This is a genomic window from Myxococcus sp. CA023 (assembly GCF_010998615.1).
GTDB lineage: Bacteria > Myxococcota > Myxococcia > Myxococcales > Myxococcaceae > Myxococcus.
Map to the genome: position 1 here is coordinate 40,332 of NZ_JAAEAH010000044.1, position 23,737 is coordinate 64,068.

General features: G+C 68.2%; 19 protein-coding genes. 10 read left to right on the forward strand and 9 right to left on the reverse strand.

The features are described from left to right. Positions 1-263: 263 nt before the first annotated feature. Positions 264-1,151, reverse strand: a complete 888-nt coding sequence (locus tag F8M74_RS20155) for a LysR family transcriptional regulator (protein WP_141254494.1) — start codon at positions 1,149-1,151, stop codon at positions 264-266. 119 nt (positions 1,152-1,270) lie between these two features. On the opposite strand from F8M74_RS20155, the gene F8M74_RS20160 reads away from it, so the two are divergent. Continuing rightward, positions 1,271-1,675: a RidA family protein gene (locus F8M74_RS20160; protein WP_020478577.1), complete on the forward strand. Its 405-nt coding sequence runs from the start codon at positions 1,271-1,273 to the stop codon at positions 1,673-1,675. A gap of 36 nt (positions 1,676-1,711) precedes the next feature. On the opposite strand, the gene F8M74_RS20165 is transcribed toward F8M74_RS20160, so the two are convergent. Next, positions 1,712-4,036 (reverse strand): ethanolamine ammonia-lyase, encoded by a 2,325-nt coding sequence (locus F8M74_RS20165; protein ID WP_141254495.1) that lies wholly within the window; start codon positions 4,034-4,036, stop codon positions 1,712-1,714. A 250-nt stretch (positions 4,037-4,286) separates the two neighbouring features. Between F8M74_RS20165 and F8M74_RS20170 the strand changes: the two genes are divergently transcribed. Together F8M74_RS20170 and F8M74_RS20175 are read left to right on the forward strand one after the other, a co-directional pair. Next, entirely contained in the window at positions 4,287-5,180 is an 894-nt protein-coding gene (locus F8M74_RS20170) for a 1,4-dihydroxy-2-naphthoyl-CoA synthase (RefSeq protein ID WP_002640507.1), read from the forward strand. Positions 5,181-5,271: 91 nt separating this feature from the next. Continuing rightward, a complete protein-coding gene (locus F8M74_RS20175; protein WP_141254496.1) occupies positions 5,272-5,676 on the forward strand; it encodes a hypothetical protein in 405 nt (134 codons plus the stop codon). 16 nt (positions 5,677-5,692) lie between these two features. Here the strand turns inward: F8M74_RS20175 and F8M74_RS20180 are convergent, their stop codons facing one another. Continuing rightward, the gene (locus tag F8M74_RS20180) at positions 5,693-6,367 is read right to left on the reverse strand and encodes a hemolysin III family protein (RefSeq protein WP_171410234.1); all 675 of its coding nucleotides are present in this window, start codon (positions 6,365-6,367) and stop codon (positions 5,693-5,695) included. A gap of 158 nt (positions 6,368-6,525) precedes the next feature. Beyond that, positions 6,526-6,741, reverse strand: coding sequence for a VOC family protein (locus tag F8M74_RS20185; protein ID WP_141254508.1), 216 nt, complete (start codon positions 6,739-6,741; stop codon positions 6,526-6,528). Between the two features lie 14 nt (positions 6,742-6,755). Here F8M74_RS20185 and F8M74_RS20190 point away from each other — a divergent pair, with 14 nt between their 5' ends. The 4 genes from F8M74_RS20190 (at position 6,756) to F8M74_RS20205 (ending at position 13,759) form a co-directional block, all read left to right on the forward strand. Next, complete coding sequence (locus F8M74_RS20190) at positions 6,756-7,754, forward strand: hypothetical protein (RefSeq protein ID WP_141254497.1); 999 nt, start codon at positions 6,756-6,758, stop codon at positions 7,752-7,754. A 147-nt stretch (positions 7,755-7,901) separates the two neighbouring features. Continuing rightward, a complete protein-coding gene (locus tag F8M74_RS20195) occupies positions 7,902-11,213 on the forward strand; it encodes a C45 family autoproteolytic acyltransferase/hydolase (RefSeq protein ID WP_141254498.1) in 3,312 nt (1,103 codons plus the stop codon). Positions 11,214-11,369: 156 nt separating this feature from the next. Beyond that, positions 11,370-13,481, forward strand: coding sequence for a M13 family metallopeptidase (locus F8M74_RS20200; protein ID WP_141254499.1), 2,112 nt, complete (start codon positions 11,370-11,372; stop codon positions 13,479-13,481). Between the two features lie 53 nt (positions 13,482-13,534). Then, on the forward strand, positions 13,535-13,759 hold the full coding sequence (locus tag F8M74_RS20205) for a hypothetical protein (RefSeq protein ID WP_141254500.1): 225 nt from the start codon (positions 13,535-13,537) through the stop codon (positions 13,757-13,759). A 24-nt stretch (positions 13,760-13,783) separates the two neighbouring features. Here the strand turns inward: F8M74_RS20205 and F8M74_RS20210 are convergent, their stop codons facing one another. Then, entirely contained in the window at positions 13,784-15,421 is a 1,638-nt protein-coding gene (locus F8M74_RS20210; RefSeq protein ID WP_026114163.1) for a fumarate hydratase, read from the reverse strand. A 250-nt stretch (positions 15,422-15,671) separates the two neighbouring features. On the opposite strand from F8M74_RS20210, the gene F8M74_RS20215 reads away from it, so the two are divergent. Together F8M74_RS20215 and F8M74_RS20220 are read left to right on the forward strand one after the other, a co-directional pair. Next, the gene (locus tag F8M74_RS20215) at positions 15,672-16,982 is read left to right on the forward strand and encodes an OmpA family protein (protein ID WP_216619946.1); all 1,311 of its coding nucleotides are present in this window, start codon (positions 15,672-15,674) and stop codon (positions 16,980-16,982) included. 79 nt (positions 16,983-17,061) lie between these two features. Then, the gene (locus F8M74_RS20220) at positions 17,062-17,634 is read left to right on the forward strand and encodes a hypothetical protein (RefSeq protein ID WP_216619947.1); all 573 of its coding nucleotides are present in this window, start codon (positions 17,062-17,064) and stop codon (positions 17,632-17,634) included. A gap of 42 nt (positions 17,635-17,676) precedes the next feature. Here F8M74_RS20220 and F8M74_RS20225 read toward each other — a convergent pair whose 3' ends face one another. Together F8M74_RS20225 and F8M74_RS20230 are read right to left on the reverse strand one after the other, a co-directional pair. Beyond that, complete coding sequence (locus tag F8M74_RS20225; RefSeq protein ID WP_228559917.1) at positions 17,677-19,221, reverse strand: M14 family zinc carboxypeptidase; 1,545 nt, start codon at positions 19,219-19,221, stop codon at positions 17,677-17,679. Between the two features lie 588 nt (positions 19,222-19,809). After that, a complete protein-coding gene (locus F8M74_RS20230) occupies positions 19,810-20,541 on the reverse strand; it encodes a hypothetical protein (protein ID WP_026114162.1) in 732 nt (243 codons plus the stop codon). A 268-nt stretch (positions 20,542-20,809) separates the two neighbouring features. Between F8M74_RS20230 and F8M74_RS20235 the strand changes: the two genes are divergently transcribed. Then, positions 20,810-21,391 carry a hypothetical protein gene (locus F8M74_RS20235; RefSeq protein WP_141254503.1) on the forward strand — a complete coding sequence of 194 codons (582 nt, stop codon included), beginning with the start codon at positions 20,810-20,812 and terminating at the stop codon, positions 21,389-21,391. A gap of 67 nt (positions 21,392-21,458) precedes the next feature. On the opposite strand, the gene F8M74_RS20240 is transcribed toward F8M74_RS20235, so the two are convergent. Continuing rightward, entirely contained in the window at positions 21,459-22,373 is a 915-nt protein-coding gene (locus F8M74_RS20240; protein ID WP_141254504.1) for a hypothetical protein, read from the reverse strand. Positions 22,374-22,442: 69 nt separating this feature from the next. Next, complete coding sequence (locus tag F8M74_RS20245; protein ID WP_216619948.1) at positions 22,443-23,669, reverse strand: DnaJ family molecular chaperone; 1,227 nt, start codon at positions 23,667-23,669, stop codon at positions 22,443-22,445. Between the last annotated feature and the right edge of the window lie 68 nt (positions 23,670-23,737).

The window sequence follows — 23,737 nt, forward strand, 5'->3', positions numbered from 1 at the left end:
CCACGCCATGGTCTTCTCGAACTCACCGTCACGCACGTGCAGGTCGTCGAGGGCTTCGCCAATCTCTCAAGAGGCATCGAGGGCTCGACGATTCGAGTCTATGTCCCGGCGGAGCCGGGCCAGGCTCGCGAATTGGCGGCAGGAGACTCGGTCTCCTGCCGCATTCGCAAGTCTCAGCACGCTCGGTACTTCTCGCGCCCGGGGAGCTTGGAGGTCCTCCGCCCCACGGATACCTGAGACACCGCGGGGGGCGACTTCGCGCGCTATTGCTCGACCAAGAGGTCGATGAAGCGCCGCACCTTGGCTGGCAGGTGACGCTTGCTCGGGTAGAACGCCATGATCCGGACGACCTCCGTCTCGCATGACGGCAGCAGCGCCTTGAGTCGTCCACGGGCCAGGTCTTCGTCGACCAGAAAGCTGGGAAGAAAGGCGATGCCCAGTCCCGCGACAGCCGCGTCCCGGATGGCCTCGCCGCTGTCGAGCCGTAGGCGGCTTCGACCCTCCACCGTCACATAGGAGCCACCCTTCGGGCGCAGTCGCCAGCGCTGTCGTCGCGCCCGGCTACTGAAGAGCAGGCAATCATGCGTCGCGAGCTCCTCCAATGTTTGGGGTTCGCCGCGCGCGGCCAGGTAGGAGGGGGCGGCGCAGACGAACACCCGATGTTGCGCCACGAGCCGGGACACCAGTCGCGTATCGGTGCTGGTGACATTGATGCGCACGGCCAGGTCGTAACCCTCCTCGATGATGTCCGCGACGCGATCGGTGAAGCTCACCTCCACCTGCACGTCGGGCCAGGTCTGTAGATATTCCTTCAGCACGGGCAGGACATGCAGTCTGCCGAATGCGTCCGGCACGGTGATTCGCAAGACGCCCCGGGGCGTGCCCGTGCGATCTCCGACGCTGGCTTCCGCTTCATCCAAAGCCGCCAGGACTTGTTGGCAATGCTCATGGAAGACACGGCCATCGTCGGTGAGACTCAGGTGGCGCGTCGTGCGATTGAGCAGACGCACCCCCAGGCGGGATTCCAGCCGGGCCAGAGCCTTGCCAGCCGCCGAGCGCGTCAGCCCGATGGCCCGGCCACCGCTGACGAAACTGCCCGCGTCCACGACGGCCATGAAGGCGAAGATCTCATCCAGATGGGCGCGTTTCATGGCGGGCTCTCGATTGTAGCCCTCCTGTCGCTGGAGTGGGGAACGCCGTTCGTCAGTGGGCTCGGTATACGCGTCCGGCAATCGCTCCTTTCCTCAACCTCATCCATTGGAGAGCACCCATGCCTGTCACCCTGATGAACCCCGAAGGAATGATGAAGCCCGACGTGTACCGACAGGTGGCGGTCGCCACCGGCAGCAGGCAGGTGCACATCGCAGGGCAGGTCGCGTACGACGCGGATGGGCAACTCGTCGCACGAGGAGATCTGGCAGGGCAGGTCGCGCAAGCCTACCGCAACGTCGCCATCGCTCTCGCGGCGGCCGGGGCGACGTTCAACGACGTCGTTCGGCTGACGATCTACGTGGTCGACTGGAAGCACGAGCGGATGCCGGACTTCCTGGCCGGCATCGAGCAGGTCTCCAAGGAGTTGAACATCGTGCCGGCGCCAGCCTCGCTGATTGGCGTCTCCGTGCTCTTCGAGCCGGGCGTCCTCGTCGAGATTGAAGCCACGGCGGTCGTGGACTGACTCACGCCGTCCCCCGTCATCGAGCGCCCCCGGACGTCACCCGCCCCGGGGCGCCAGTTGCTGAAGCAGCCGCACTGTCTCCGGCGCCGCCAGTGAGGGCGCATACGCCGTGAGCGCGACCCCAGACACCACGCGGGTGATGTTGTGGTCCACCTTGCCGGGCTGGGACCAGACGGCTCCGGGAGGCGCGGTGATGTACGCGGAGAAGGTGTGGTGGCCGGTGCCGGGCCGTTCGCCAATGACATGGATGAGGCCCCGGTGCCGGGCCGCGTCCTCCAGGCCTGCGTATAGCGCTTCGCCCACGCGGTACCCCGCGCGCACGCGACCGGACGTGAGCACCAGATTCTCTGGAGCAGGCTGGTACCCCGCGGCAATCAGCGCCGCGCGCAGTGTCTCCAGATAGGGCGCGAGCTGTCCTTCATCCATGATGGCCAGCGCGTTGAGCCCGTCGGACACCATCAACTGCACGTCGTACCGTCCCGCATGGCGTGCCCTCATCGAGCGCACCGCTTCCAGGGACGCGGCGTCGAGCTGCTCGCCCGTCTCCGGGTGGAGGATGTACTCCGTCCGGTCTTGCGACTTCGACACCAGCCGCACGCCCTCCGGAACGGTGGTGATGAAGGCGGGCGTCAGCTCCGTCCACAGGCTCTTCTTCGAGTCCGCGTAGACACGGCGCAACTCCGCGTCCAGCGCGGGTTCCAGGTCCCACGGGTGCGTGCCGTGCCCGCGTGCCATGGACACGCCGCGCGCACGAATCGCCGACAGCTGTTGCTCCGCGTCCGCCCGGATGTCCGCCTCCGGCCGGCTGTCGCCCTTTGCGCGCAGGTACTGGAGATAGACCCAGACCGGGTCACCGAAGTGGCGAGTGGGCTTGCCCTCTGCGTCGATGACGCCCAGGCGCTGGAAGAAGGCCCACATCCGGTCATCCACCTTGTAGCCGAACTGCTCGCGGATGCGGACGTGGTCCTGGAACCCGGTGGTGAGGTAGCCCAGCATCGGGTCGTTCTTCGTGGGCAGCGCCATGAGGTACGCCGGATTCGCCGGCATGATGCGCTCGATGCACCAGTCCAGGTCGTCCAGTGACACGTCCATGTGCAGCGTGGAGCAGATGTCCAGGCCAATGGTGAGCCCGTGCAGCTTGCCCATGGCGATGTCTTCCAGGCAGCAGCGCACCAACTGCTCGCGGGTGCGGAACACCTCCGGCCCGATGAAGCCCGCGACGTCGTTGAGGTGCACCCATGGCGCCGCGCCCTGCCGCGCCCGGGACACACGTTGGGACAGGGCCCTCGCGAAGCCGTACTTGCGCGACTCGTGGAGGACCATGTCGTAGCCGTGGCCGTGGCCGTTGGTGAAGTCCGCGCCCTGGCCCGTCTCGAAGTAGAGCCCGTAAGGCCCAGTGCGCCCGTCCGCGTAGGCGAGCATCTTCTCCACGGAGATGTCGAAGGTCGCGTTGGCGCTGTCGCTGCCAGCGATGCTCTGGAACCAGACGCCCGTGGTGCCGGGCTGCCGCCGCTCCACCTCCGCCTGCACGTCGATATGGGACAGCACGCAGTGGGGCAGCACGTCCGTCAGTCCGAAGGTCACCAGCACCTCGAGCAGGGCGGACTCGATGGCGGCCACGGACTCCGGCGTGGAGGACACCGGGTTGCATCCCAGCACCACGTCACCCACCGCGTATGAGAAGCCGTCGAACACCTGCCAGCGGATGTCGTCCACGTTGTCAGTGGGCGAGTTGGGCTGGATGCGCGCCCCCATGTAGCCCCGCGCGCCCACCTTGCTGCCTGGTAGCGGGTTGAACACCTTGCTTCCCAGCGCGATGAGCTCCGCGTCACTCATCAGCTTGACGACGCAGCCAATGGTATCGCTGCCCAGCCCGGGGCTGATGGCATGAATGGCCGCCTCGTCGGACTCCAGCAGGAACTTCCTCAGCCGTCCCAACGTCCAGTCCGCCGTAAGCGCCGCCGCCTGCGAGTCCTCGGCCTCCAGGCTCAGTGCGTGCAAGGCATCCTGGTGCAAAGGGTATCGCCGCACGTCCGCCAGCCGCGTGTGCCCCAAGAGCCTGCGCGCATTCGCACGCGAGTTCTCATCGGCGGCGGCGACACCCACGAGCGCGTCGCCTTCCTTGAAGGTATTGGCCGCGCCCAGCACCTGCTTGTAGAGCGTGTCGTCGAAGCCGCCCCGGAGCCGCTGGACGTAGCCGAAGACGTCCTCGCCCGACTTCACGTCTGGGATGTAGACGCCTCCCGGCGTGGGGGTGGACGTCGGTTTTCTCCGGCAGCCCAGAACGGAGGCGGCCGTGCCTCCCACCATCGCGGTCAGCACTGCGCGTCGGTGCAGCAGGAACCTCGGGTCCAGGTGCATGGTTCTCCCTCGCTCAGGACTTGCATGGCGGAAGGGAACACCCCTCTTCCCGCCGCGCACAAGCAGGGCCCGGGTGGTGCCGCGTCTCGCTGTAGGGCACCCAACGGAGGGCTCCGGCCGGAGTCTGAGCACTTCCGCGAGGTTCGGACAGATGGCGCCCGTGCGGGCTGCGCGCGCATCCCTGGACGGGCGCTGCCGCTGCGCCTAGGGTCCGCGCGCATCCACTTCAATCCCCCCGAGTGAGAACACCATGGTCTCGGACATCTTCAATCCGGCGCGCTGGAAGGCCGTCGAGGGCTTCAAGTTCAAGGACATCACCTTCCACCGCGCGGTGGACCAGGGCACGGTCCGCATCGCGTTCAACCGCCCCGAGGTCCGCAACGCGTTCCGGCCCCGCACAGTGGATGAGCTGTCCCGCGCGCTGGAGGCCACTCGCTTCATGACGGACGTGGGGTGCGTGCTCATCACGGGCAATGGGCCGTCGCCCAAGGATGGCGGCTGGGCCTTCTGCTCCGGCGGAGACCAACGCATCCGCGGAAAGGACGGCTACAAGTACGAGGGCGAGGAGGGAGAGTCCGACCCCGCGCGCCTGGGCCGCCTCCACATCCTGGAGGTCCAGCGGCAGATTCGCTTCCTGCCCAAGGCCGTCATCGCCGTGGTGCCGGGCTGGGCCGTGGGCGGTGGGCACAGCCTCCACGTCGTCTGTGACATGACCATCGCCAGCAAGGAGCACGCGGTGTTCAAGCAGACGGACGCGGACGTGGCGTCGTTCGACGCGGGCTACGGTTCAGCGCTGCTGGCTCGGCAGATTGGTCAGAAGCGGGCGCGGGAGATCTTCTTCGTGGGCGCCAACTACTCGGCGGAGGAGGCCTTCCAGATGGGCATGGTCAACGCCGTGGTGCCCCATGCGCAGCTGGAGGAGTTCGCGCTGGAGTGGGCGGCGGAGATCAACACGAAGAGCCCCACGGCCATCAAGATGTTGAAGTACGCGTTCAACCTGCCCGACGACGGACTGGTGGGCCAGCAGCTCTTCGCGGGCGAGGCCACACGCCTGGCCTACGGCACCGACGAGGCGCAGGAAGGCCGCGACGCCTTCGTCCAGAAGCGCAAGCGCGACTTCAAGCGCTTCCCCTGGTCGTACTGAATCCGCGGCCGCCGAGGCGGCGCGGACGCCCTGGGAATACCCATCCAGGGTGATGGTCGGTGGAAGGGGCCTCGTGTTCTAGGCCTCTTCCATGCCGAACCTCTCCGCGTCCCTCCTCATCGTGCTCGTGAGCCTGTCGCTGGGCTGCTCCAGCGGCGCCACGGGCGCTGTCAGCCGTCGCGAAGCCTCCACGCCCGCCACGGCGTGTCTCGACACCATCTCGTGTTGCCTCCAACGTCATCCGGCGCAGCCTGAGTTGTGCGGTCTCTCGGCCTCGGAAGCCGTCGTGTACCTGGCGGAAATCCAGGCCGTGGCGAAGGAGCGCGAGGCGAATCGGGACGACGGCGCGAAGGCGGGATGGAAGCGGCGCTGCGTGGACACCCATGCCCGGTGCAAGGACGCGGGGAGGGGACGATGGGTGGGAGACTGCTACGCCTGTTTCGTCCGCTGCGAGCGCGAGCGGGAATGGCCCTACGACAGCTGCCACCGGCGATAGCGCCGCCACACCGGCGTCAGGCGCTGCCGACGATGTCCAGGATGACGGCGTAGTGCACGCCCGCCGCGGCCACGACGAGCAGGTGGAAGATTTCGTGGTAGCCGAAGACGGTGGGAATCGGGTCGGGCCAGCGGCGCGCATAGATGACCGCGCCCACGGCGTAGAGCACGCCGCCCAGCACGAGCCACGCGACGCGCCCGGAGCCAATCACTTCGGGTAGCCGCAGCATCACCGGCGCGGCCACGGCGCCCAGCGCGACATAGAGCGCGGAGCGCAGTCCTCGCGAGGTGTGCACCCCCAGGAGCGTGAGGCCCGCGCCTGTCAGCGCGGCGATCCACATCAACCAGAGCAGATACAGGCTGGTGTCACCCGTGGTGTCCAGCGTGGCCATGGGCGTGAATGAGCCCGCGATGAGGATGTAGATGGCCGCGTGGTCGAAGCGCTGGATGCGCCGGTACGCGGCCATGCCCCAGGTGAAGCGGTGGTAGGTGGCGCTCACGCCGAACATCAGCACCAGGCTGCCACCGAACACGAGGTCGGCCAGGTACTGGGGACCGCGCGTTGGCAGCAGCGCCAGCTGGATGCACCCCAGCAGCGCCGCCACGAAGGCCACGGCGTGGGAGACGCCTCGGAGCCGGGGCTTGACGCTCTCGATGAGGAGCAGGGTGTCAGTGCCATCTGGGGACGCCATGACCTGCTCGTAATCATCGCAGGTCACCATCACGTCAGCGCGCAGTGCATCCCGTCCAGCTTCTGACGCCCGGAGCGCCCGAGCGTCCAGCGGCGTACGGCCGCGGGTGCGAACCGGAAGACACCACCGTCGGTTCGCGGCCAGGCATACGTTCCGCGTCAGAACGCTGGTTTCATCACCACGGAATCCGAGGAGCGCGTCCCTGGGTCCACCCGGTCGACGAACAGCTCGTCGGCGGAGAAGTGGTGTGGACTCTCGCTGAAGAAGGGCACGCTCAACACGTCTAGCACCGCGCGATAGAATCGCTTGCTGGCATCGAGGTCCTGGACGCGCAGATGGACGTGATCGAACAGCCGGCCCTTGTGGAACTCCATGTTGCGCCTTCACGGTGATATGGCTCATGGACGTCGAGCGGTGCGCGGGGAGGCGCGAGGCTGACATGAAACCTCACATGCTGACCTTCTTTTGCGAGCTGGAGGCGGAGCCTCTCTGTGAGCTATTCGCCACTCCTGGCGTCGTGGAGGACCTGGCGGCGCTGGATGCCGGGGTGAGCCTGGGCCTGCTCGACCTGGGGCCGGAGCGGGCCCAGGTGGTCCAGCGGCTGAACCGGATGGGCATTCCCGTCACGGCGTGGCTGCTGCTGCCCACCGACGAGGGCTACTGGTTCCATGCCGGCAATGTGGCGCAGGCCACGGCGCGCTACGAGGCCTTCCAGGCATGGACGGCCGAGCACCACTTGACGTGGGAGGGCGTGGGGCTGGACATCGAGCCGGACATCCGCGAGCTGCGACGGTGGATGGAGGGCGGGTGGCGGCAGCTGGGCGAAATCCTGCCCAGGCTCGTGCAGGGGCACCGCATCCGGGACGCGAGGGCAGGGTACGCGCGGCTGATGGAGCGCATCCGCGCGGACGGCTACCGGGTGGATGCCTACCAGTTCCCCATCATCGTGGACGAGCGGGAGTCGCGCTCCACGCTGGTGCAGCGGCTGGCGGGGGTGCTCGACCTGCCGGCGGACCGCGAGGTCCTCATGCTCTACACCAGCTTCCTGCGGCCCCATGGCCCCTCCGTGCTCTGGAGCTACGGGCCCGGAAGTCAGTCCCTGGCGGTGGGCGTCACTGGCGGGGGCGTGGAGCTACCCGGCGCCTTCGCCGCGAAGCCCCTGGATTGGACGGAGTTCTCGCGCGACCTGCGTCTGGCGGTGCGCTGGACGCATGACCTCCACGTCTTCAGCCTGGAGGGCTGCGTCCAACAGGGCTTCCTGAACCGGCTCCGCACTTTCGACTGGGATGCGCCCATCACCCCGCCAGCGGCCGCGGCGCGCCGCGTGGACGCCGTGCGGCGCGCGGCCCGGCTGCTGCTCCGCACGAGCGCCTGGGTCCTTCGCTGAGGGACGGACATGCGGACAGCGCGGTAGCCGCCGTGCGTCATCGCCGTGTCGTGGTTCATCGCGATTGACGCTCGGGGAGGGCGGGGGTGTCATGCGCCCCGGCCACCTCCACCCGTCGCCCGGTGTCCCTTCCGGGCTGGGAGCCTCATGTCCGCCTTTCGCATGACGTCCAAGCTGCTTGGCGCGCTGCTGCTGTCCGCGAGCACGCTCCATGCGGCACCCTCATGGGCCGCCGCGCCCGCCTCCACGCCCGTCGCCGTGCCCAACGGGAACTTCGAGATTGCGGGCGGCTCCGGCTCGCTCCCCGCCTTCTGGAAGTCCCGAGGGCAGGGGAAGGCGTCCGGCAGCGCCGCGGCGAAGGTGGAGGGCGCTCGCGGCTTGGCCATCGAGAACCCGGTGGGCGGCGCCGAGACAACGGTGGAGTCCGAGGCGATGAAGCTCCAGGTGGGCCAGCTCTATCGGCTCAGCGCCTGGGTGCGCACGCGAGGCGTCCAGACGGACCCGCAGGCGCGCTACCCCACGGCGCACGGCGCCTGCCTGTCGATGAAGAGCTTCCCCTTCACCAACTGCTCACCCGCGCCCGCGGCGGAAGCGGGAGCCCGCGCGTCGGTGCTCTTCTTCGCCACCCAGTCCTCGGACCGGGTGCAGCTCCACCTGGGCCGCAACGGCAAGGCCACGGGCACCGCCTGGTTCGACGACGTCCGCATCGAGAAGGTGGAGGACATCACCGCCTACATCCCGCTGGAGTCGGTGCGCTGGGCCGGCAAGGGCTTCCGCTATGACGAGGGCGGGTGGATCTACGTCCACATCGAGGGCGAGCCCTACGAGCGGGGCCACCAGTTCGGCCAGCTAGTGCCGCAGGAAATCGTCCGCTACATGGAGAAGCTCGGCATCGAGAAGGACAAGACGGACGCCTCCAAGGGGTGGAACCACCAGCGGCTGCTCGCGGACGCGCTCTTCCTGCGCAAGTACGACGCGGAGTTCCTGGAGGAGATGAAGGGCATCGCGGACGGCGCCAACAAGGCGGGCGCGAAGTTCAAGGACCGCGAGCTGGACCTGCTGGACATCGTCACGCTCAACTCCGCCGTGGACGCGGGGCAGCTCGCCGAGGCGAACCGGGCCACGGGCACGCCGCTCACCGGCCGCACCTTCCTCAAGGCGGAGGAGGACGCGGAGCGGGCGGGGAAGGGGGACCACTGCTCCTCCTTCGTGGCCACCAGGTCCGCCACCCCGGATGGCCGCGCCATCATGGGACAGATTTTCATGTGGGGCGGCTACACGGGCGTGCACTGGGACGTGGTGCTGGACGTGAAGCCCACCAAGGGCCACCGCTTCGTGATGCAGACCTTCCCGGGTGGCATCCACAGCGGCTCGGACTGGTACGTCAATGCCGCCGGCATCGTCATTGGCGAGACGACAGTGGGGCAGTCGCCGTTCGACATGAATGGCACGCCCCAGAGCAACCGCATCCGCAAGGCCGCGCAGTACGCGTCGTCCATCGACGACGTCGCCCGCATCATGAAGGACGGCAACAACGGCCTCTACACCAACGACTGGACGTTGGCGGACACGAAGACGGACGAGGGCGCGTGCCTGCTGCTGGGGACGAAGAAGACGCGCCTGTGGCGCACCGGCGGCAAGGGGCAGGCCGGGGACACGCCGGGCAATCTCAAGGACTTCATCTGGGCCAACAACAACAACCGGGATTTGGAGGTGCGTAAGGAGTACGTGCCCAACCCGGACAACGCTCCGGTGGACCTGTCCTTCAACACCTGGAACCGCGACATCGCCTTCTGGGAGTACTACGCGAAGCACGGCAAGAAGGGCTTCGACCTGGACACCGCCATCCGGATGATGGCCTCCAGCCCCATCAACCGGCCCCACGCGTGTGACGGCAAGGTCACTACGTCGGAGATGGCCCAGAAGCTGATGTTCCTGGCCCACTACGGCAAGACGACACTTCGCGAGAAGATGGTGGGGGGCCGGTGGATTCCCGACCTGCCCGGCGCCACGCCGCACCTGTCGCTGGGGTACACGGCCTTCAGCCCCGTCGTCGTCGCGGAGAAGCTGGAGGCCGCTCGCAAGGGTTGGACGGCTCCCGCCGAGCCCGCCGCCCTCAAGCGCGACGTGTCGAAGGTGAAGGACGCGTTCGTCTTCGGCAGGCCCCTGCTGTGGGCCAACACCGTGTTCCCCGCGACGGATGGGGAGAACTGGCTGGTCAGCGGCACCGCCGCGTATTGGAAGCTGCTCAAGGACCTGCCGGCGGACGGAGACACGTCCGACAAGGCCTTCGAGTACCAGCGCAACGCGCTGGCCGACCTCAACGCGCGCTACCTCTTCACCACCTCGCGCGAGGCGGACGTGGTGCCGGCCTCCGCGAAGACGGACTACGGCCGCTACGGCACCTACATGCTGCCGCGCATCAAGGGCACCTTCCTGCTGCACCAGCTCCGGTTGCTGCTGGGCAACGCCCACTTCTCCAAGGCGATGAACGCCCTGCATGGCCGCTACGCCAACAAGAACGTCACCACCGCGGACTTCAAGCGCGCGGTGCTGGAGGCCACCGGCAGGGACGTGGGCCTCTTCGTGTCGCAGTGGGTGGAGCAGACCGGACTGCCGCAGCCGCGCATTCGTGCCAGCGCCGAGCAGGTGAAGGACGGCTACGAGGTGACGCTGAAGGTGGAGCAGCCCGGCTCGCGCCCCTGGCACTTCGTTGCGATGGTGGAGGTGCGCACCGCGAAGGGCGCCACGCTGGAGCGCGTGGAGGTGAAGGGCCTCAACGAGACGTTCACCTTCCGCACGGCGGAGCCGCCCGTCCGCGTGGTGTTCAACGCCGGCAATGACATCCCGGTGCCGCGCGAGCATCACCAGACGCTGTCGAACCAACTCGACGCCTGGGAGAAGCTGCTCCTGGTGCACGGCACGGCGCGCCAGACGGAGTCCATGCGCACGCTGGCGCTGGGCTACCGGGAGGTGCTGGCGGACGCGTTCGTGGAGTACCTGATGCCCATCAAGCCGGACGCCGAGGTGACGGACGCGGAGCTGGCGGACCGGGACCTGGTCCTCTTCGGCGGCGCGGAGGACAACGCGCTGCTGGCGCGGCTGGCGACCGAGAAGAAGCTCCCCGTGGAGCTGGGGCGGCGCTACTTCCGCTGGCAGGGCAAGACGTACGGCCGCCCGGATGATGGCCTGGCCGTGGCGCTGCCGAACCCCTGGAACCCGAAGCGGTCGATGTACCTGTTCGTGTCCAACAGTGGACTTCAGCTCTGGCACATGACGCGCGCCTATCAGCGCGGCCTGCCGGGCTGGGCCCTGTACCGGGGCGCCGAGGTGAGCGCCAAGGGCTTCCACGACGTGGACGCGCTGGCCCAGGACGTCGCGGTGACGCCCGCTCCTCCGCCTGCCGCGCCAGCGCCCACGCCTGTACCGGCGCCGGTGCTGGGCCAGCCGCAGCGTTAGCGCACGCTGCGAGGGGCCCCTCCGCGCGGAATGTGCGGGTGGGGCCCGCTCCATGGAATAGGGGACGGGCCCGGGTGTTTTTCCTGCCTGCCCGGAGGGACGACGACCCTCCGCGTCTGGCAGCATTCGCCGCCCCTCATTCCTCACGGAGCCGCATTGAGCCCCCTGAAGACCTTCTCCCGCCGTGCCTGGGCCCGCAGCGCCTTGGGCACCCTGCTTCTCACCGGCTGTGCCACCACGCAGCAGCCGGCCCCCTCCGATGACGCGCCTCCTCCGGCCGTGCCCGCCGCCCAGGCCGCTTCTACGGAAGCCGTGCGTTCGCTGGGCGTGGAGCTGAAGCACCTGGACCGCGATATCCGGCCGCAGGACGATTTCTACACCTTCGTCAACGGCAACTGGCTGAAGACGACGTCCATCCCCGCGGACCGCGCCCGGTACGGCACCATCATCGAGTTGGTGGACAAGGCCGAGCTGGCCATGCGCGCCATCATCGAGGAGTCCGCCGCGGCGAAGGAGCGCCCCTCGGGCTCCACCGCGCAGAAGGTGGGTGACCTCTACAACAGCTTCATGGACACCCAGCACATCGAGTCGCTGGGCCTGAAGCCGGTGCGCGACGAACTGGAGCGCGTGAAGGCCGTGAAGCGCGCGGACGCGCTGCCGGAGCTGTTCGCGACGCTGCTGCGCGAAGGCGTGCCGGTGCCGTTCGGCATCTTCGTGGGCCAGGACCAGAAGCAGGCCACGCGTTACACCGTCTACGCCACGCAGCTGGGCCTGGGCCTGCCGGACCGGGACTACTACACCAAGCAGGAGCCTCGCTTCGTCGAGGTCCGCGCCGCGTACGTGGCCTACATCGAGAAGCTGCTCACGCTGGCTGGTGAGAAGAACGCGAAGAAGGCCGCCCAGGACGTGATGGCGTTCGAGACGGCGCTGGCCGCGAAGCAGTGGGACCGGGCACGCAACCGCGACCGCGAGAAGACGTACAACCCCAAGACGGTCGCGGAGCTGGACGCGCTGACGCCGGGCTTCTCCTGGGGCCGCTTCCTCAAGGCGTCCGGTGCGGAGGCCACGCCCTCCGTCATCGTCCGTCAGCCGGACTACCTGGAGGCCCTGGGCGGGTTGCTGAAGTCCACGCCGCTGCCGGTCATCAAGCAGTACCTGGCGCTGAAGGTGCTGGACACCCGCGCGCCGCTGCTCAGCAGCGCCTTCGAACAGGCGCACTACGAGTTCCGCGGAAAGACGCTCCAGGGCCTGGAGGAGAACCGCCCGCGTTGGAAGCGCGGCGTGGCCCAGGTGAACGAGGTCGTCGGCGAGGCAGTGGGCCAGCTCTACGTGGAGCGCCACTTCAGCCCCGACTCCAAGAAGCGCATGCAGGAGCTGGTAGCCAACCTGCGCGAGGCCTTCCGCAAGGGCATCGACGGACTGGACTGGATGAGCCCCGCCACCAAGGCGCAGGCCCAGGCCAAGCTGGAGAAGTTCGGCGTGAAGATCGGCTATCCGGACAAGTGGCGGGATTACTCGTCGTTGGACATCGTCGCCGGTGATTTGGTGGGCAACGTCCGCCGGGGCGAGCTGTTCGATCACCAGCGCGCGGTGGGCAAGCTGGGCAAGCCCATCGACCGCGAGGAGTGGGGCATGACGCCGCAGACGGTGAATGCCTACTACAGCTCCACGATGAACGAGATTGTCTTCCCGGCCGCCATCCTCCAGCCGCCGTTCTTCGACCCGGAGGCGGACGACGCGACGAACTATGGCGCCATCGGCGGCGTCATCGGCCACGAGTTCAGCCACGGCTTCGACGACCAGGGCAGCCGCTCCGACGGCGACGGCAACCTGCGTGACTGGTGGACGCCCGAGGACAAGACGGGCTTCGAGCAGCGCACCAACATGCTGGTGAATCAGTACAACGGCTTCAGCCCGCTGGAGGCCATGAATGTCAACGGCAAGCTCACGCTGGGTGAGAACATCGGCGACCTGAGCGGCCTCACCGTGGCGTACCAGGCCTACAAGCTGTCCACCCAAGGCCAGACGCCACCCGTCATCGACGGCTTCACCGGCGACCAGCGCTTCTTCCTGGGCTGGGGGCAGATCTGGCGCGGCCTGTACCGGGACGATGCCATGCGGCAGATGCTGCTGACCGACCCCCACTCGCCGCCGCGGTACCGCGTCAACGGCGTGGTCCGGAACATGCCGGAGTTCTACGAGGCTTTCGGCGTGAAGGAGGGGGACGCCAACTGGCTGCCGCCCGAGCAGCGCGTCAAGATCTGGTAGCCCCGCGGTATGGGGCCGGTGGACAGCGGCCACGGGCTGTTTAGGCTGGAGGCGTGAACGCTCTCGCCGTCCGGCTCGTCTGTGGCCTGCTGTTCTCCGTGTTGGTGTTGGGGGCCATCGTGAAGCCCCCTGAGAACTTCAGTCAGGGGCTGGGAATGCTGCTCCCAGCCACCATGCTGTTGGGCGTGGCCCTCAAGGGTCCGCGGCGCTCCATCATCCCGAAGCGCCGCGCCTCCGCCACGGCGGCTCCCAAGGTCGGGGAGCCGCCTCGGCCCTGAGCGTCAGGGGCGGGTGGCTCCCGTTCAGGCCTTCTTCGCCGCCGACGGCTTGTTGATGTTGGCGAAGAAGTCGTTGCCCTTGTCGTCCACGACGATGAAGGCCGGGAAGTCCACCACTTCAATCTTCCACACGGCCTCCATGCCCAGCTCGGCGTACTCGAGCACCTCCACCTTGGTGATGCAGTCCTTGGCCAGCCGCGCCGCCGGGCCGCCAATGGAGCCCAGGTAGAAGCCACCGTGCTTCTTGCAGGCCTCGGTGACGGCGGGGGAGCGGTTGCCCTTGGCCAGCATCACGAAGCTGCCGCCCGCAGCCTGGAACTGGTCCACGTACGCGTCCATGCGGCCGGCCGTCGTCGGGCCGAAGGAGCCCGAGGCATAGCCTTCCGGCGTCTTCGCCGGGCCCGCGTAGTAGACCATGTAGTCCTTGAGGTACTGGGGCATGCCGTTGCCGGCGTCCAGCACCTCCTTGATCTTCGCGTGGGCGATGTCACGCGCCACCACCAGGGGACCGCTGAGCGACAGGCGCGTCTTGATGGGGTAGCGCGACAGCTCTGCGCGAATCTCGCTCATGGGGCGGTTGAGGTCGATCTTCACCACCTCGCCGCCCAGCTCCCCGTCCGTCGTCTCTGGCAGGTACTTCGCCGGGTCGGCCTCCAACTGCTCCAGGAAGATGCCGTCCTGGGTGATCTTCCCCAGAATCTGCCGGTCCGCCGAGCACGACACCGCGATGGCCACCGGGCAGGACGCGCCGTGGCGGGGCAGGCGGATGACGCGCACGTCGTGGCAGAAGTACTTGCCGCCGAACTGCGCGCCAATGCCGGTGCGCTGCGTGAGCTTGAGGATCTCCTGCTCCAGCGCCACGTCGCGGAAGCCGCGGCCCAGCTTGTTGCCCTCGGTGGGGAGCGAATCCAGGTAGCGCGCGGAGGCGTACTTGGCCGTCTTCAGCGCGTATTCGGCGGAGGTGCCGCCAATGACGATGGCCAGGTGGTACGGCGGACAGGCCGCGGTGCCCAGCGAGCGGATCTTCGCGTCCACGAAGTTCAGCAGGCTCTGCGGGTTGAGCAGTGCCTTCGTCTCCTGGAACAGGTAGCTCTTGTTGGCGGAGCCGCCGCCCTTCGCCATGAAGAGGAACTTGTAGGCGTCACCGTCCGTCGCGTAGAGCTCGATCTGCGCGGGCAGGTTGTTGCCGGTGTTGACCTCCTTGTACATGTCCAGCGGCGCCATCTGCGAGTAGCGCAGGTTCGACGTCTGGTACGTCTCGAACACGCCGCGGGAGATGGCCTCCTCGTCATTACCGCCGGTGATGACGTACTGGCCCTTCTTGCCCATGACGATGGCGGTGCCCGTGTCCTGGCAGGAGGGCAGCACGCCGCCGGCGGCGATGTTGGCGTTCTTCAGCAGCTCCAGCGCCACGAAGCGGTCGTTGGACGACGCCTCGGGGTCCTCGAGGATGTGGGAGAGCTGCTTCAGGTGCCCGGGGCGCAGCAGGTGCGCGATGTCGCGCATGGCCTCGCGGGTGAGCAGGGTGAGCGCCTCGGGCGCGACCTGGAGGAAGGTGCGGCCGCCGGCTTCGAAGGTGGAGACGTGGTCCTTGGAGAGCAGCCGGTATGGCGTCTCGTCCTTGCCCAGCGGCAGCATGTCCTGGAACTGGAAGTCGGTCATACCCGTAGGCGTAGCGCTGATGCGGCCCTCGTGGGTAGCTGGAACTCGTGGCGCGAGAAAACCTCCCAGCATGGGAGCTACAAGTCCCTTCACTCCAGATACAGCCTGATACATGGACAGAGGAGGGAAGGTGGGCGAGGGTTGGCTGGTCGTCAGCCCGGGTGGCGGACAACTCGCGGAGCCGCCAGGTTGTGCGATGCTGTGAGCCCCCGTGGCCGCCATCTCCGTTCAAGTTCCCCTTCTGGTTTTCATGGCCCTGCTCGCCGCCTCCGCGCGCGCGGCGGAGCCGTCCGCCGTGGAGCAGCGGGCGCGCGAGGACCTGGACCGTCAGCTCCAGGAGATGGTGAAGACGCCGCCGCCGGAGATCGTCATCTCCTTCGAGGGCCTTCCCGGAGCGGGCACGTCGCGCGGCTACAAGCTGGTGGAGGCGGACTTCCTCGTCAACGGCCAGCCCCTGGCCATCCCCGGCCTGGACAAGCTCAACGGCCCCGGGCTGCACCGGCTCGCGGTGCTCACGGTGGAGGAAGGCTCCTACACGCTCGTCTCGCACGTCACCTACGCCAACGACTCCTGGAACCTCTTCAGCGAGGAGAGCGGCTTCCTCTGGAAGCTGACGGCGTCGGTGACGGTGCAGGTGCAGCGCGGCCTGCGGGCGCGGGTGCGGGTGCTGCCCGCCATCAACCCCACCGCGCCGGACCCCCGGCTAAAGCTGAAGCTGTCCCATGACGTGAAGGCGGAGATGACGGCCGCCATGGCGGACGTGGCCATTCCCGACGTGCCGGATGCGGGTGCGCCCGTGGCCGCGGTGGCGCAGGCTCCCGCGAAGCCGACCCCGCCCCCCGTGACGACTCCCATCTCGCCGACTCCGCCCGTTGCCGCGCCCGTGAAGACGGTGGAGGCGCCAGAGCAAGGGCCGGTGGCGCCCGCGAAGCTGCTGCTGAAGGTGCTCGCGGGGAAGCGGCCCGCCGCGGCCACCGTGTACGTGAAGTCCGCCACCGGGGCGCCGCAGCGGGTGATGGTGGACCGCAAGGCGCGCAAGCCGGTGGAGGTCATGTTGCCGCCTGGGGAGTACCGGCTGGACGTCCTGTCCCAGGGCTACCTGGCGCAGACGCGAAAGGTGTCGCTCTCCCGGGAGGCGGTGTCCACGGTGTCCTTCACCCTGGCGAAGGCACCGGTGTCGAAGTCCCAGAAGGTCCGCCTGAAGAAGGAGGTCGTGGAGCTGCCGCGCATGCCGCGCTTCGCGGAGAGGCAGGCCGCGCCACGCAAGGGAACGACCGCGGGATTGGCCCTGCTGATGGACATGTTCGTGCGGGACGAGAAGCTCCGGCTCCGCATTGAAGGCCACACCGACAACCGCGAACGTCCCGCGGCGTCCGCCCGCAAGACGCTGTCCGAAGCCCGCGCCGAGGCCGTGGCCAAGGCCCTGGTCGACGCGGGACTGGACGCGTCGCGCATCGAAACCGTGGGCCTGGGCGACACCCGGCCCAAGGCGCCGAACCTGTTGCCCCGCGGGCGCGAGCTGAACCGCCGCGTGGAGTTCGTGCTGCTGCGCAAGGAGTAGGGGGCTGAATAGAGCCGCGGTGCACGCGTCTGTCCTCATGAACACGACGGCGGGCCCTGAGCTCTCGAGGACGCACCCCATGAACCGCATCGCTTCCGCGCTGGTTGCAGCCCTTCTCCTCACTGGCAGTGCCCAGGCCCAGGGGCACGGCCCCCGTCCCACGCGCGTGGAGCGGGGCGAGCTGCGCGATGACCGCCGCGACCTGGAGGACCTGCGGAAGCTGCTGGCCCGCTTCGACGCCGCGTGGAGCAGCCGGAGCGAACGGCAGATGGCGAACGTGGAGGTCAGCCTGCGCAAGCTCCTCCGTGCCGAACTGGCGGAGAGCGAGCGGGAGCTGTCCAAGGACAGGGCACAGTCGCGGCGGACCCGGCGGGATGCGCGCGTGGCCCAGTGGGGCGGTCCCCGGGCGGCCATGTGGGGCCGTGCCTCCGCAGTCGAAGCGCGGAACGACCTGCGCGCCGAGCACGCTGCATTGCGGACGCGGATGGCGATTGCCCGTGAGCTCGACGAAATCGAGGGACTGCGGCAGCCCGGGGCCTTGAGCTACAAGCGCACGCTCATCCTGGAGCTCATCCAGGTGGCGGAGCGGGAGCTGAACCAGACCCGGCGGGAAGTCCGTGACGACCGGCGTCCCTCCGGCCGGCACCATTGAGCGCCCGCCGCAAGGCCCCGCCCGCCAGGTCCGGCGGCGGGGCTACTCCGCCTTCTTCGGCGCGGTGGCGGAGCCCACCACGCGGTGCACCGGGTACAGCTCACCCGTGGTGATGGCGCCGTCGAGGAACTGCCAGCGGCAGAAGCCGTCATCCGAGTGGGGCTCCAGCAGGTACACGGCGAGCGTGCCGGCGCGCTGGGCCGTGGGCACGTAGAGCATCCCCGCGGGGAACTCGCGTGTGGTGCGCTCCGGGGCCACCGTGAGGACCGTCTCGAAGCGCACCGGCTTGGGCTTCTGGCTGAGCGGCACCTCGGCCTCGCCGGGTGGCGGCACATTCGCCGCCACGTCGGGGCTGAACGTCTCCTCTCGCTGGGCCACGCGGTAGCTGTCCACCGTGAACGGCCGGGACTTCGGCAGCCGCTCGAACTGGATGCCATGGCCCTCCAGCCGTGACGCGAGCTCCGCGGGAGCCAGATAGGCCTCGGGGGTGCTCACGGACTGGGTGGGGACGAAGGTCCGGTGGTGCGGCATCACGTAGGTGCGCTTGCGCTTTCCGGGGTAGCGCCGCGCGGCGATGCTCGCCTCGTCGAACGCGAGGATGCTCGCCGTGTCCCCGGGCCGTGCGTATGCGGGGTACTCGAAGGCCAGCGCTCCCTTGTCATCGCGCGTGGCCACGCCGTAGTTGATGCCGACAAGCGCCTCCACGTCGGGAGACTTGCCCCGCGCGATGATGTCCGCCTGCGTCTCGTCGGTGATGGCGCGGTAGGTGGCGGCGTTCCGGGCCGCGTCGCGGAAGAGCTCCAGCAGCCACGCGCGCATCACCGCGCAGCGGCGCGGGAAGTCGATGTAGCTGTACGTCTCCAGCAGCACGTCCAGCCGGCCGAGCAGGCCCCGGTAGTGGCTGCCGCAGCGTGGCAGCGCCGGGTACGTGTGCCAGCCCGAGCGCGGGTCGCCTTCGTCCTTGTAGTTGCCGTACCAGAAGCTGTCGAAGCCATGGCGGCCCTGCACGGCCTTGGCGACGCGCTCCAACATGCCCCGGTTGTAGGCGCGCAGCTTGGAGAAGAGCGGCTCGTTCGAATGGGACGTGTCGAACGTCAGGTCGAAGGCGTGGATGCTGCCGTCCGTGGTGTGGCAGTCGATGAAGACATGGGGCCACCAGGTCTGGTGCAGCGCGGCCATGGCGCGCGTCTCCGGGGCCTCCTGCTTCGTGCTGTCGCAGTTGAGGTTCCAACCTTCGCCCGTGTAGCGGGTGCCCACGCCGCCCTCGGGGTTCACCTGTCCCTCGAGGTCCTTGAGGTTGAGCTTCCGGTTGTCCGGGCTGATGCGGTCGTTGCCGTCGGGGTTGAAGTTGGGCACCAGCACCAGGCACACCTTGTCGAGCAGTGTCTGCCCGAGCCGGGTGAGCGTGAGGTCCCGCGCGAGCGCGAGCACGGCCTCCTTGCCCTCGACTTCGCCCGCGTGGATGTTGGCTTCCACCATCACCACGACCTTCTTCTGCTTGCGCGCCTGCTCGGGCGTGAAGCAGCCGCGGTCGCTCACCACCAGCGCCACCAGGGGCTGGCCTTCGCCGCTCTGGCCGAAGTCCACCCTGCGGGCGAGCTTCGTGCGGCGGCAGAGCTAGTCCACGAAGGCCAGCACGTCGGAGTGAAGGGACGTTTGCGTGTAGTTCGACGCTTCAGCGCGGGTCAGCAGCCGGTTCATGGGGCGCATCCGAGCGCTCCCGCCCAGGCGCGTCAAGTCCCGCCGCGCCGTTGGAAAAGAGTGAGCCCGAGCAGGGTGTCCTCCTGCCCGGGCTCGGGGTGCTGCCATGGATGAGACCCGCACGTTTAAGTTCCTGCCTGCGGTTGAGACCTCGGGTCCTGCGATTGAACGACCGCCGCGCAAGGGGAAATGGAGCGGCGGGCTGGAATTGCACCAGCATCACGAGGGAGGGGGCGGGAACGGTTGATCGGGCCTGCGACAGCGAATGCTGAGTCTGGAGTGAGAATTTGAGTTTGGGGTGCTTCGCGTGCTCGTGATGCCGCCTGCCTCTACCGTGATTGGGCTACCCCGCCGCAGGTGGTGCTGAATGGCGGGGGCAGGGCTCGAACCTGCACTGGGGACGGCCGGAGAACGCTCGGCGTGAGGCTACTGCTGAGTTTGAGTCTGGACTCCAAAAGGTCTGCGGCCGTGAGTCTAGCCGAACAGGTAGCCGAGGAGGGCCTCGCCGGCCTTCATTTCCTCCACCTCGACGGCGTTCGCCTCTTCGCGGGCGAACTTGACGGCCTGCTGCAATTTCTCCACGCGCTCCAGCAGGTCATTCATGCGCGTGGCGGGGAGCGCCCCTGAGAACTTCACCGTCTTCCAGTAACCGACGACGATGTCCTCGTAATAGACCTCCACCTGGGCCGGGTGCTTCTCGGTGGCCTCGGACTTTACGTGGTTGCGGGGAACCTTCTTTGTCTTCGCCGTCTGCACGGGCTCGGTGGCCCACAGGCCCTGCGCCGGGTCGGGAACCCACGACTCCGACGGGTCCAGCGTGGGCAGCTTCTTCACGAAGGTGTGAAGGTCCACCAACTGCTTCTCCAGGAAGAGCAGATACGTGGCGGGAACACCCTTGAGCAGGACCCTGCCATCCACGCGCACGTCCGCCTTCGCGTGACAGTTGGTGAGGTCCTTGGTGGCGGTGACGTCGAAGAGCCGGGTGAGAATCTCTTGCGTCTTCTTGAGGACGTCTTGCGTTCGTACCTGCACGCGGGTGGATTCGGGGGGGAAGCGCTCACCCTCCTCGTCGCGGGGCTGATACGTGCGGGAGATGCCGCTGAGCAACTGCGGCTTCTGGAGGTCGTGATGGGCCTGGGTCAGCTCTTGCTGGGAGCGGTTCTTGACGCCCTTCTCGACGGCGATGATCTGGTTCAGCTTCGGCATGACGCCACTTCCGATTTTTCTGAAGAGTTGGTTGTCGCCCCCGACGCAGCATGGCGTCTTGCCCTGACATGCAATGTGGGATTCAGGGCTGTTGGGGAATTCAAAGGGGCAGCTAGCCGCCGGGAGTACGCTCCGTCCGCAGCGGGTCTGGTGAGCCGGACGCCCGGGCCTCGTCCGTCGCAGTGTGTGCGTCCATGGGGGTGAGCCCTCATGCATGACGTCAGCACAGCGCCGCGCCCGGAAGGTCGCGCGGAAGGAGACACGCGTCATGACGGAGCAAGAGGCCTATGTGAAGCAGATGGATGCGGAGAAGCGGAGGCTCGACGCCCGGATTGCCGAAACGGAGGCGCAGGCAGACGTCCGCCAGGCTAGCGACGAGCTCAAGGACATGTCCGGCATTCGCCGCGTCTTCGACACGTTCCGCATCAAGCTGGATGAGCTGAGCAAGCGGCAGACGCAGAACTTCGACCAGGGCAAGGCCGAACTTCGGAAGTCCTACGACGACACCAACCAGGCCGTCATCGAGATGGAAGCCAAGATGGCGCTCGTCCGTGCCGGCTACGAGCGCAAGCGGGAGGCGGAGCTTCGAGCGCTTGGCGCGCAGGTGGATGGTTGGGAGGCGTCCGCCGCGCAGTCCCGGGCCGAGGACTCACGGCTCACGCGGCAGGAACTCCAGTTCATCCGTCGCTCGCTCCATGACACGGAGTCCGCGCTGCGCCGGCTGATGGGCAGCCACGGCGAGAACTGGTCGAAGCTGAAGAAGGACTACGAGGCCTCGTGGCGAGAGCTGCGGGAGCGCTCCGACAAGATTCGGGGGGGCGCGGACGTGCAGCCGTCCTCTCACGGCTGAACCTGGACGGTACGAGGTCCGGACCGGGAGAGGCCCGGCCTCGCTCCCGGGGATTGCGTACGCTGCGTCAGAACGCGCGGTTCACCGCGTAGCCGCAAATCTTGTGCTCGGCCTTGTACGTGTTGGGGCCGGGGATGCCGTCAATGGGGCCCGTGTAGCCGAAGCTCCGGCCCACCGTCTGGACGCGCGTCCAATAGACCTTCCCGGGGATGCCGTCCTCCTGCGCGGAAGTGCGGGGGCCGCCGCGGCGGTTCAGCTCGCGCGCGGTGATGCGCACGCGGGCCTTCTCCGTGTTGGGACCGGTGACGCCGTCAATGGGCCCCGTGTAGCCATAGTCGCGCCGGGCAACCGTCTGGATGCGCTTGTAGTAGATGGGGCCGGGGATGCCGTCGTACTCCGTCGTCGTCTGCGGCAGGCCGCCGCTCGTCGGAGGAGGCGTGCCGCCGCCCGCGATGCGCCCGCCCGCGTAGTCCATGGACCAGCCGAGGTAACGCGCGCCCGCCGCGGCCGAATAGCCGTGGACGCTGTTGACGCCGATGGCATCACCCCAGGACTGCGCCAGTTTGCGCGTGGCCATGAACACGGTGCCGCCACCGCCATTCAAGTCCGCGCCGACGTGGCCATCCGCGCCAATGTCCCACCAGTGAAACGCACCCGTGGGCGCCTGGGTCGGGTCCATGGAGATGATGCGTGATGCGCGGAACGCCTCGATGGCGGAGGGCCGCGCCGAGGACTCCGGCAACTGGCCGAAGCGCCACATCAACGAACCACACCACTGGTCCCACGTGCCACCGTCCCGCTTGGGATTGGCGGCGGCGAAGGCCCGCGCCCTGTCATAGATGGGCGAGTTCAGCTCGGACGTCTCGGTTTCGAGCGCGTCAGGCGTGAGCGTCTCCGTGTCCTCGATAGCACCACCACACGCACCAAGCACGATGGCCGCTGACAAAAGCGCGGTGCTCCACGTCATCCTGTTCGTCTTCATCCCATGGCTCCTGTCATGGCCGTTCAACGCGAGGTTGTCGGCGGGAGCATGGTTGGAGTTGCCAGGAATTTAAGTTTTGCCTGTGTCTGGAGTTTTCCTGCGAACGTACTCCCAAGCTTCGATGAGCCTGCGCGTTTCTTCCTGCGCCAGGGCCTGCAGTTTGGGGCCGAGCTGCGCGACCTTGTCCGGATGGTACTGGGCCACCAGCGACAAATAGGCTCGCCGTGCATCCGCGAGCGGAGTGCCGGGCGTGATTCCCAGCACCTCCCAGGCAGAAGCCACCGGTTCCGGTTCAGGCGCGCGAGGCGCTTCGCTGCGAGGCTCCGGCTCCGCGTCTGGCGTGTCGTCCGCGTCGTCGGCTTCCTCGGCGGTGTCCTCGGCCTCCGCTTCTTCCTCCTCCTCGGGGGGCTCGGCGGGAGGCGCGGGCCGGTCGAAGCCCACTCCGCAGGTGGTGCACAGGAGCCGCTCCTGGGGCTCGCCGGATGCGGAGGGAACCACGCATGTGTCGAAGCAGTCCCCACACACGATGTTGCGGCACGACTCACAGCGCGCGGCCGAGGGGGCGTCGTCCAGGTCCTGGCCGCACCGGAGACAGTCGTCTGGCAGGGGGGCCTCTTCGCCACACCGAACGCAGTGGGCCCACGCTCGGTCCAGGCGGTGCTCGCACTCCGTGCACTCCAGGTCGCCACCGCTCGCGGGCTCCCAGTGCTTCGTTTCTCCGCACCACGGGCAGTAGGGCATCAGCCACGCCAGCTTCCCGGTGCAGTCATCCGCGTCGCAGTCGAACTCGAGCCGGTAGCCCTGGGCCACGGGCTGAGGCGCGTTGGCCTCGTCGAAGGACTCGCCACATGCCCAGCAGTGATTGAAGAGCGGGTGCGAGGGCGCCTCGCACGCCACGCAGACGGGGTTGCCGTGCTCGGCCTTCCATTCGACTTCGTCGCCGCAGCCGGGGCAGAAGCCCATGGCCTGCGTGACGTCCGGGTGCTGGCAGGATGACCTCGCCGCGTGGGCGGCTCGCTCGCGCTGTCCAGGCGGGGCGGGGAACGGGGGCTTGATGCCTCGCTCCGTCAGGTGCTCCCACCAGCAGGCGCGGCAGACGCGGCCCCGGGCCTTCCGGTTCTCGTGGCCGGGCGCCACCGGGCGTTGCCGGAAGTCACCGGCCTCCAGGACCTGCGTGCTCATACACACCTGGCAGACCGGCTCGCCGCAAACCTCGCAGCTTCCCGCGAGGCGGCGGACGCCCAGGCCCAGGATGCCGGCGGTCAGCACCTCCCTGCAGCACGGGCAGGCTCGCATGAACTCCTCTCGCGGGATGGCCGGGCCGGGTGGGGCTCGGGTGGCGGGTGGGCCTCACGCATGCCCCA

What these genes read in the sequence shown, in the direction of transcription:
- F8M74_RS20155 (WP_141254494.1), bottom strand. Translation starts at nt 1,151, where the DNA reads ATGAAACGCGCCCATCTGGATGAGATCTTCGCCTTCATGGCCGTCGTG.
- F8M74_RS20160 (WP_020478577.1), top strand. Translation starts at nt 1,271, where the DNA reads ATGCCTGTCACCCTGATGAACCCCGAAGGAATGATGAAGCCCGACGTG.
- F8M74_RS20165 (WP_141254495.1), bottom strand. Translation starts at nt 4,036, where the DNA reads ATGCACCTGGACCCGAGGTTCCTGCTGCACCGACGCGCAGTGCTGACC.
- F8M74_RS20170 (WP_002640507.1), top strand. Translation starts at nt 4,287, where the DNA reads ATGGTCTCGGACATCTTCAATCCGGCGCGCTGGAAGGCCGTCGAGGGC.
- F8M74_RS20175 (WP_141254496.1), top strand. Translation starts at nt 5,272, where the DNA reads ATGCCGAACCTCTCCGCGTCCCTCCTCATCGTGCTCGTGAGCCTGTCG.
- F8M74_RS20180 (WP_171410234.1), bottom strand. Translation starts at nt 6,367, where the DNA reads ATGGCGTCCCCAGATGGCACTGACACCCTGCTCCTCATCGAGAGCGTC.
- F8M74_RS20185 (WP_141254508.1), bottom strand. Translation starts at nt 6,741, where the DNA reads ATGGAGTTCCACAAGGGCCGGCTGTTCGATCACGTCCATCTGCGCGTC.
- F8M74_RS20195 (WP_141254498.1), top strand. Translation starts at nt 7,902, where the DNA reads ATGTCCGCCTTTCGCATGACGTCCAAGCTGCTTGGCGCGCTGCTGCTG.
- F8M74_RS20210 (WP_026114163.1), bottom strand. Translation starts at nt 15,421, where the DNA reads ATGACCGACTTCCAGTTCCAGGACATGCTGCCGCTGGGCAAGGACGAG.
- F8M74_RS20215 (WP_216619946.1), top strand. Translation starts at nt 15,672, where the DNA reads ATGGCCCTGCTCGCCGCCTCCGCGCGCGCGGCGGAGCCGTCCGCCGTG.
- F8M74_RS20220 (WP_216619947.1), top strand. Translation starts at nt 17,062, where the DNA reads ATGAACCGCATCGCTTCCGCGCTGGTTGCAGCCCTTCTCCTCACTGGC.
- F8M74_RS20230 (WP_026114162.1), bottom strand. Translation starts at nt 20,541, where the DNA reads ATGCCGAAGCTGAACCAGATCATCGCCGTCGAGAAGGGCGTCAAGAAC.
- F8M74_RS20235 (WP_141254503.1), top strand. Translation starts at nt 20,810, where the DNA reads ATGACGGAGCAAGAGGCCTATGTGAAGCAGATGGATGCGGAGAAGCGG.
- F8M74_RS20240 (WP_141254504.1), bottom strand. Translation starts at nt 22,373, where the DNA reads ATGAAGACGAACAGGATGACGTGGAGCACCGCGCTTTTGTCAGCGGCC.
- F8M74_RS20245 (WP_216619948.1), bottom strand. Translation starts at nt 23,669, where the DNA reads ATGCGAGCCTGCCCGTGCTGCAGGGAGGTGCTGACCGCCGGCATCCTG.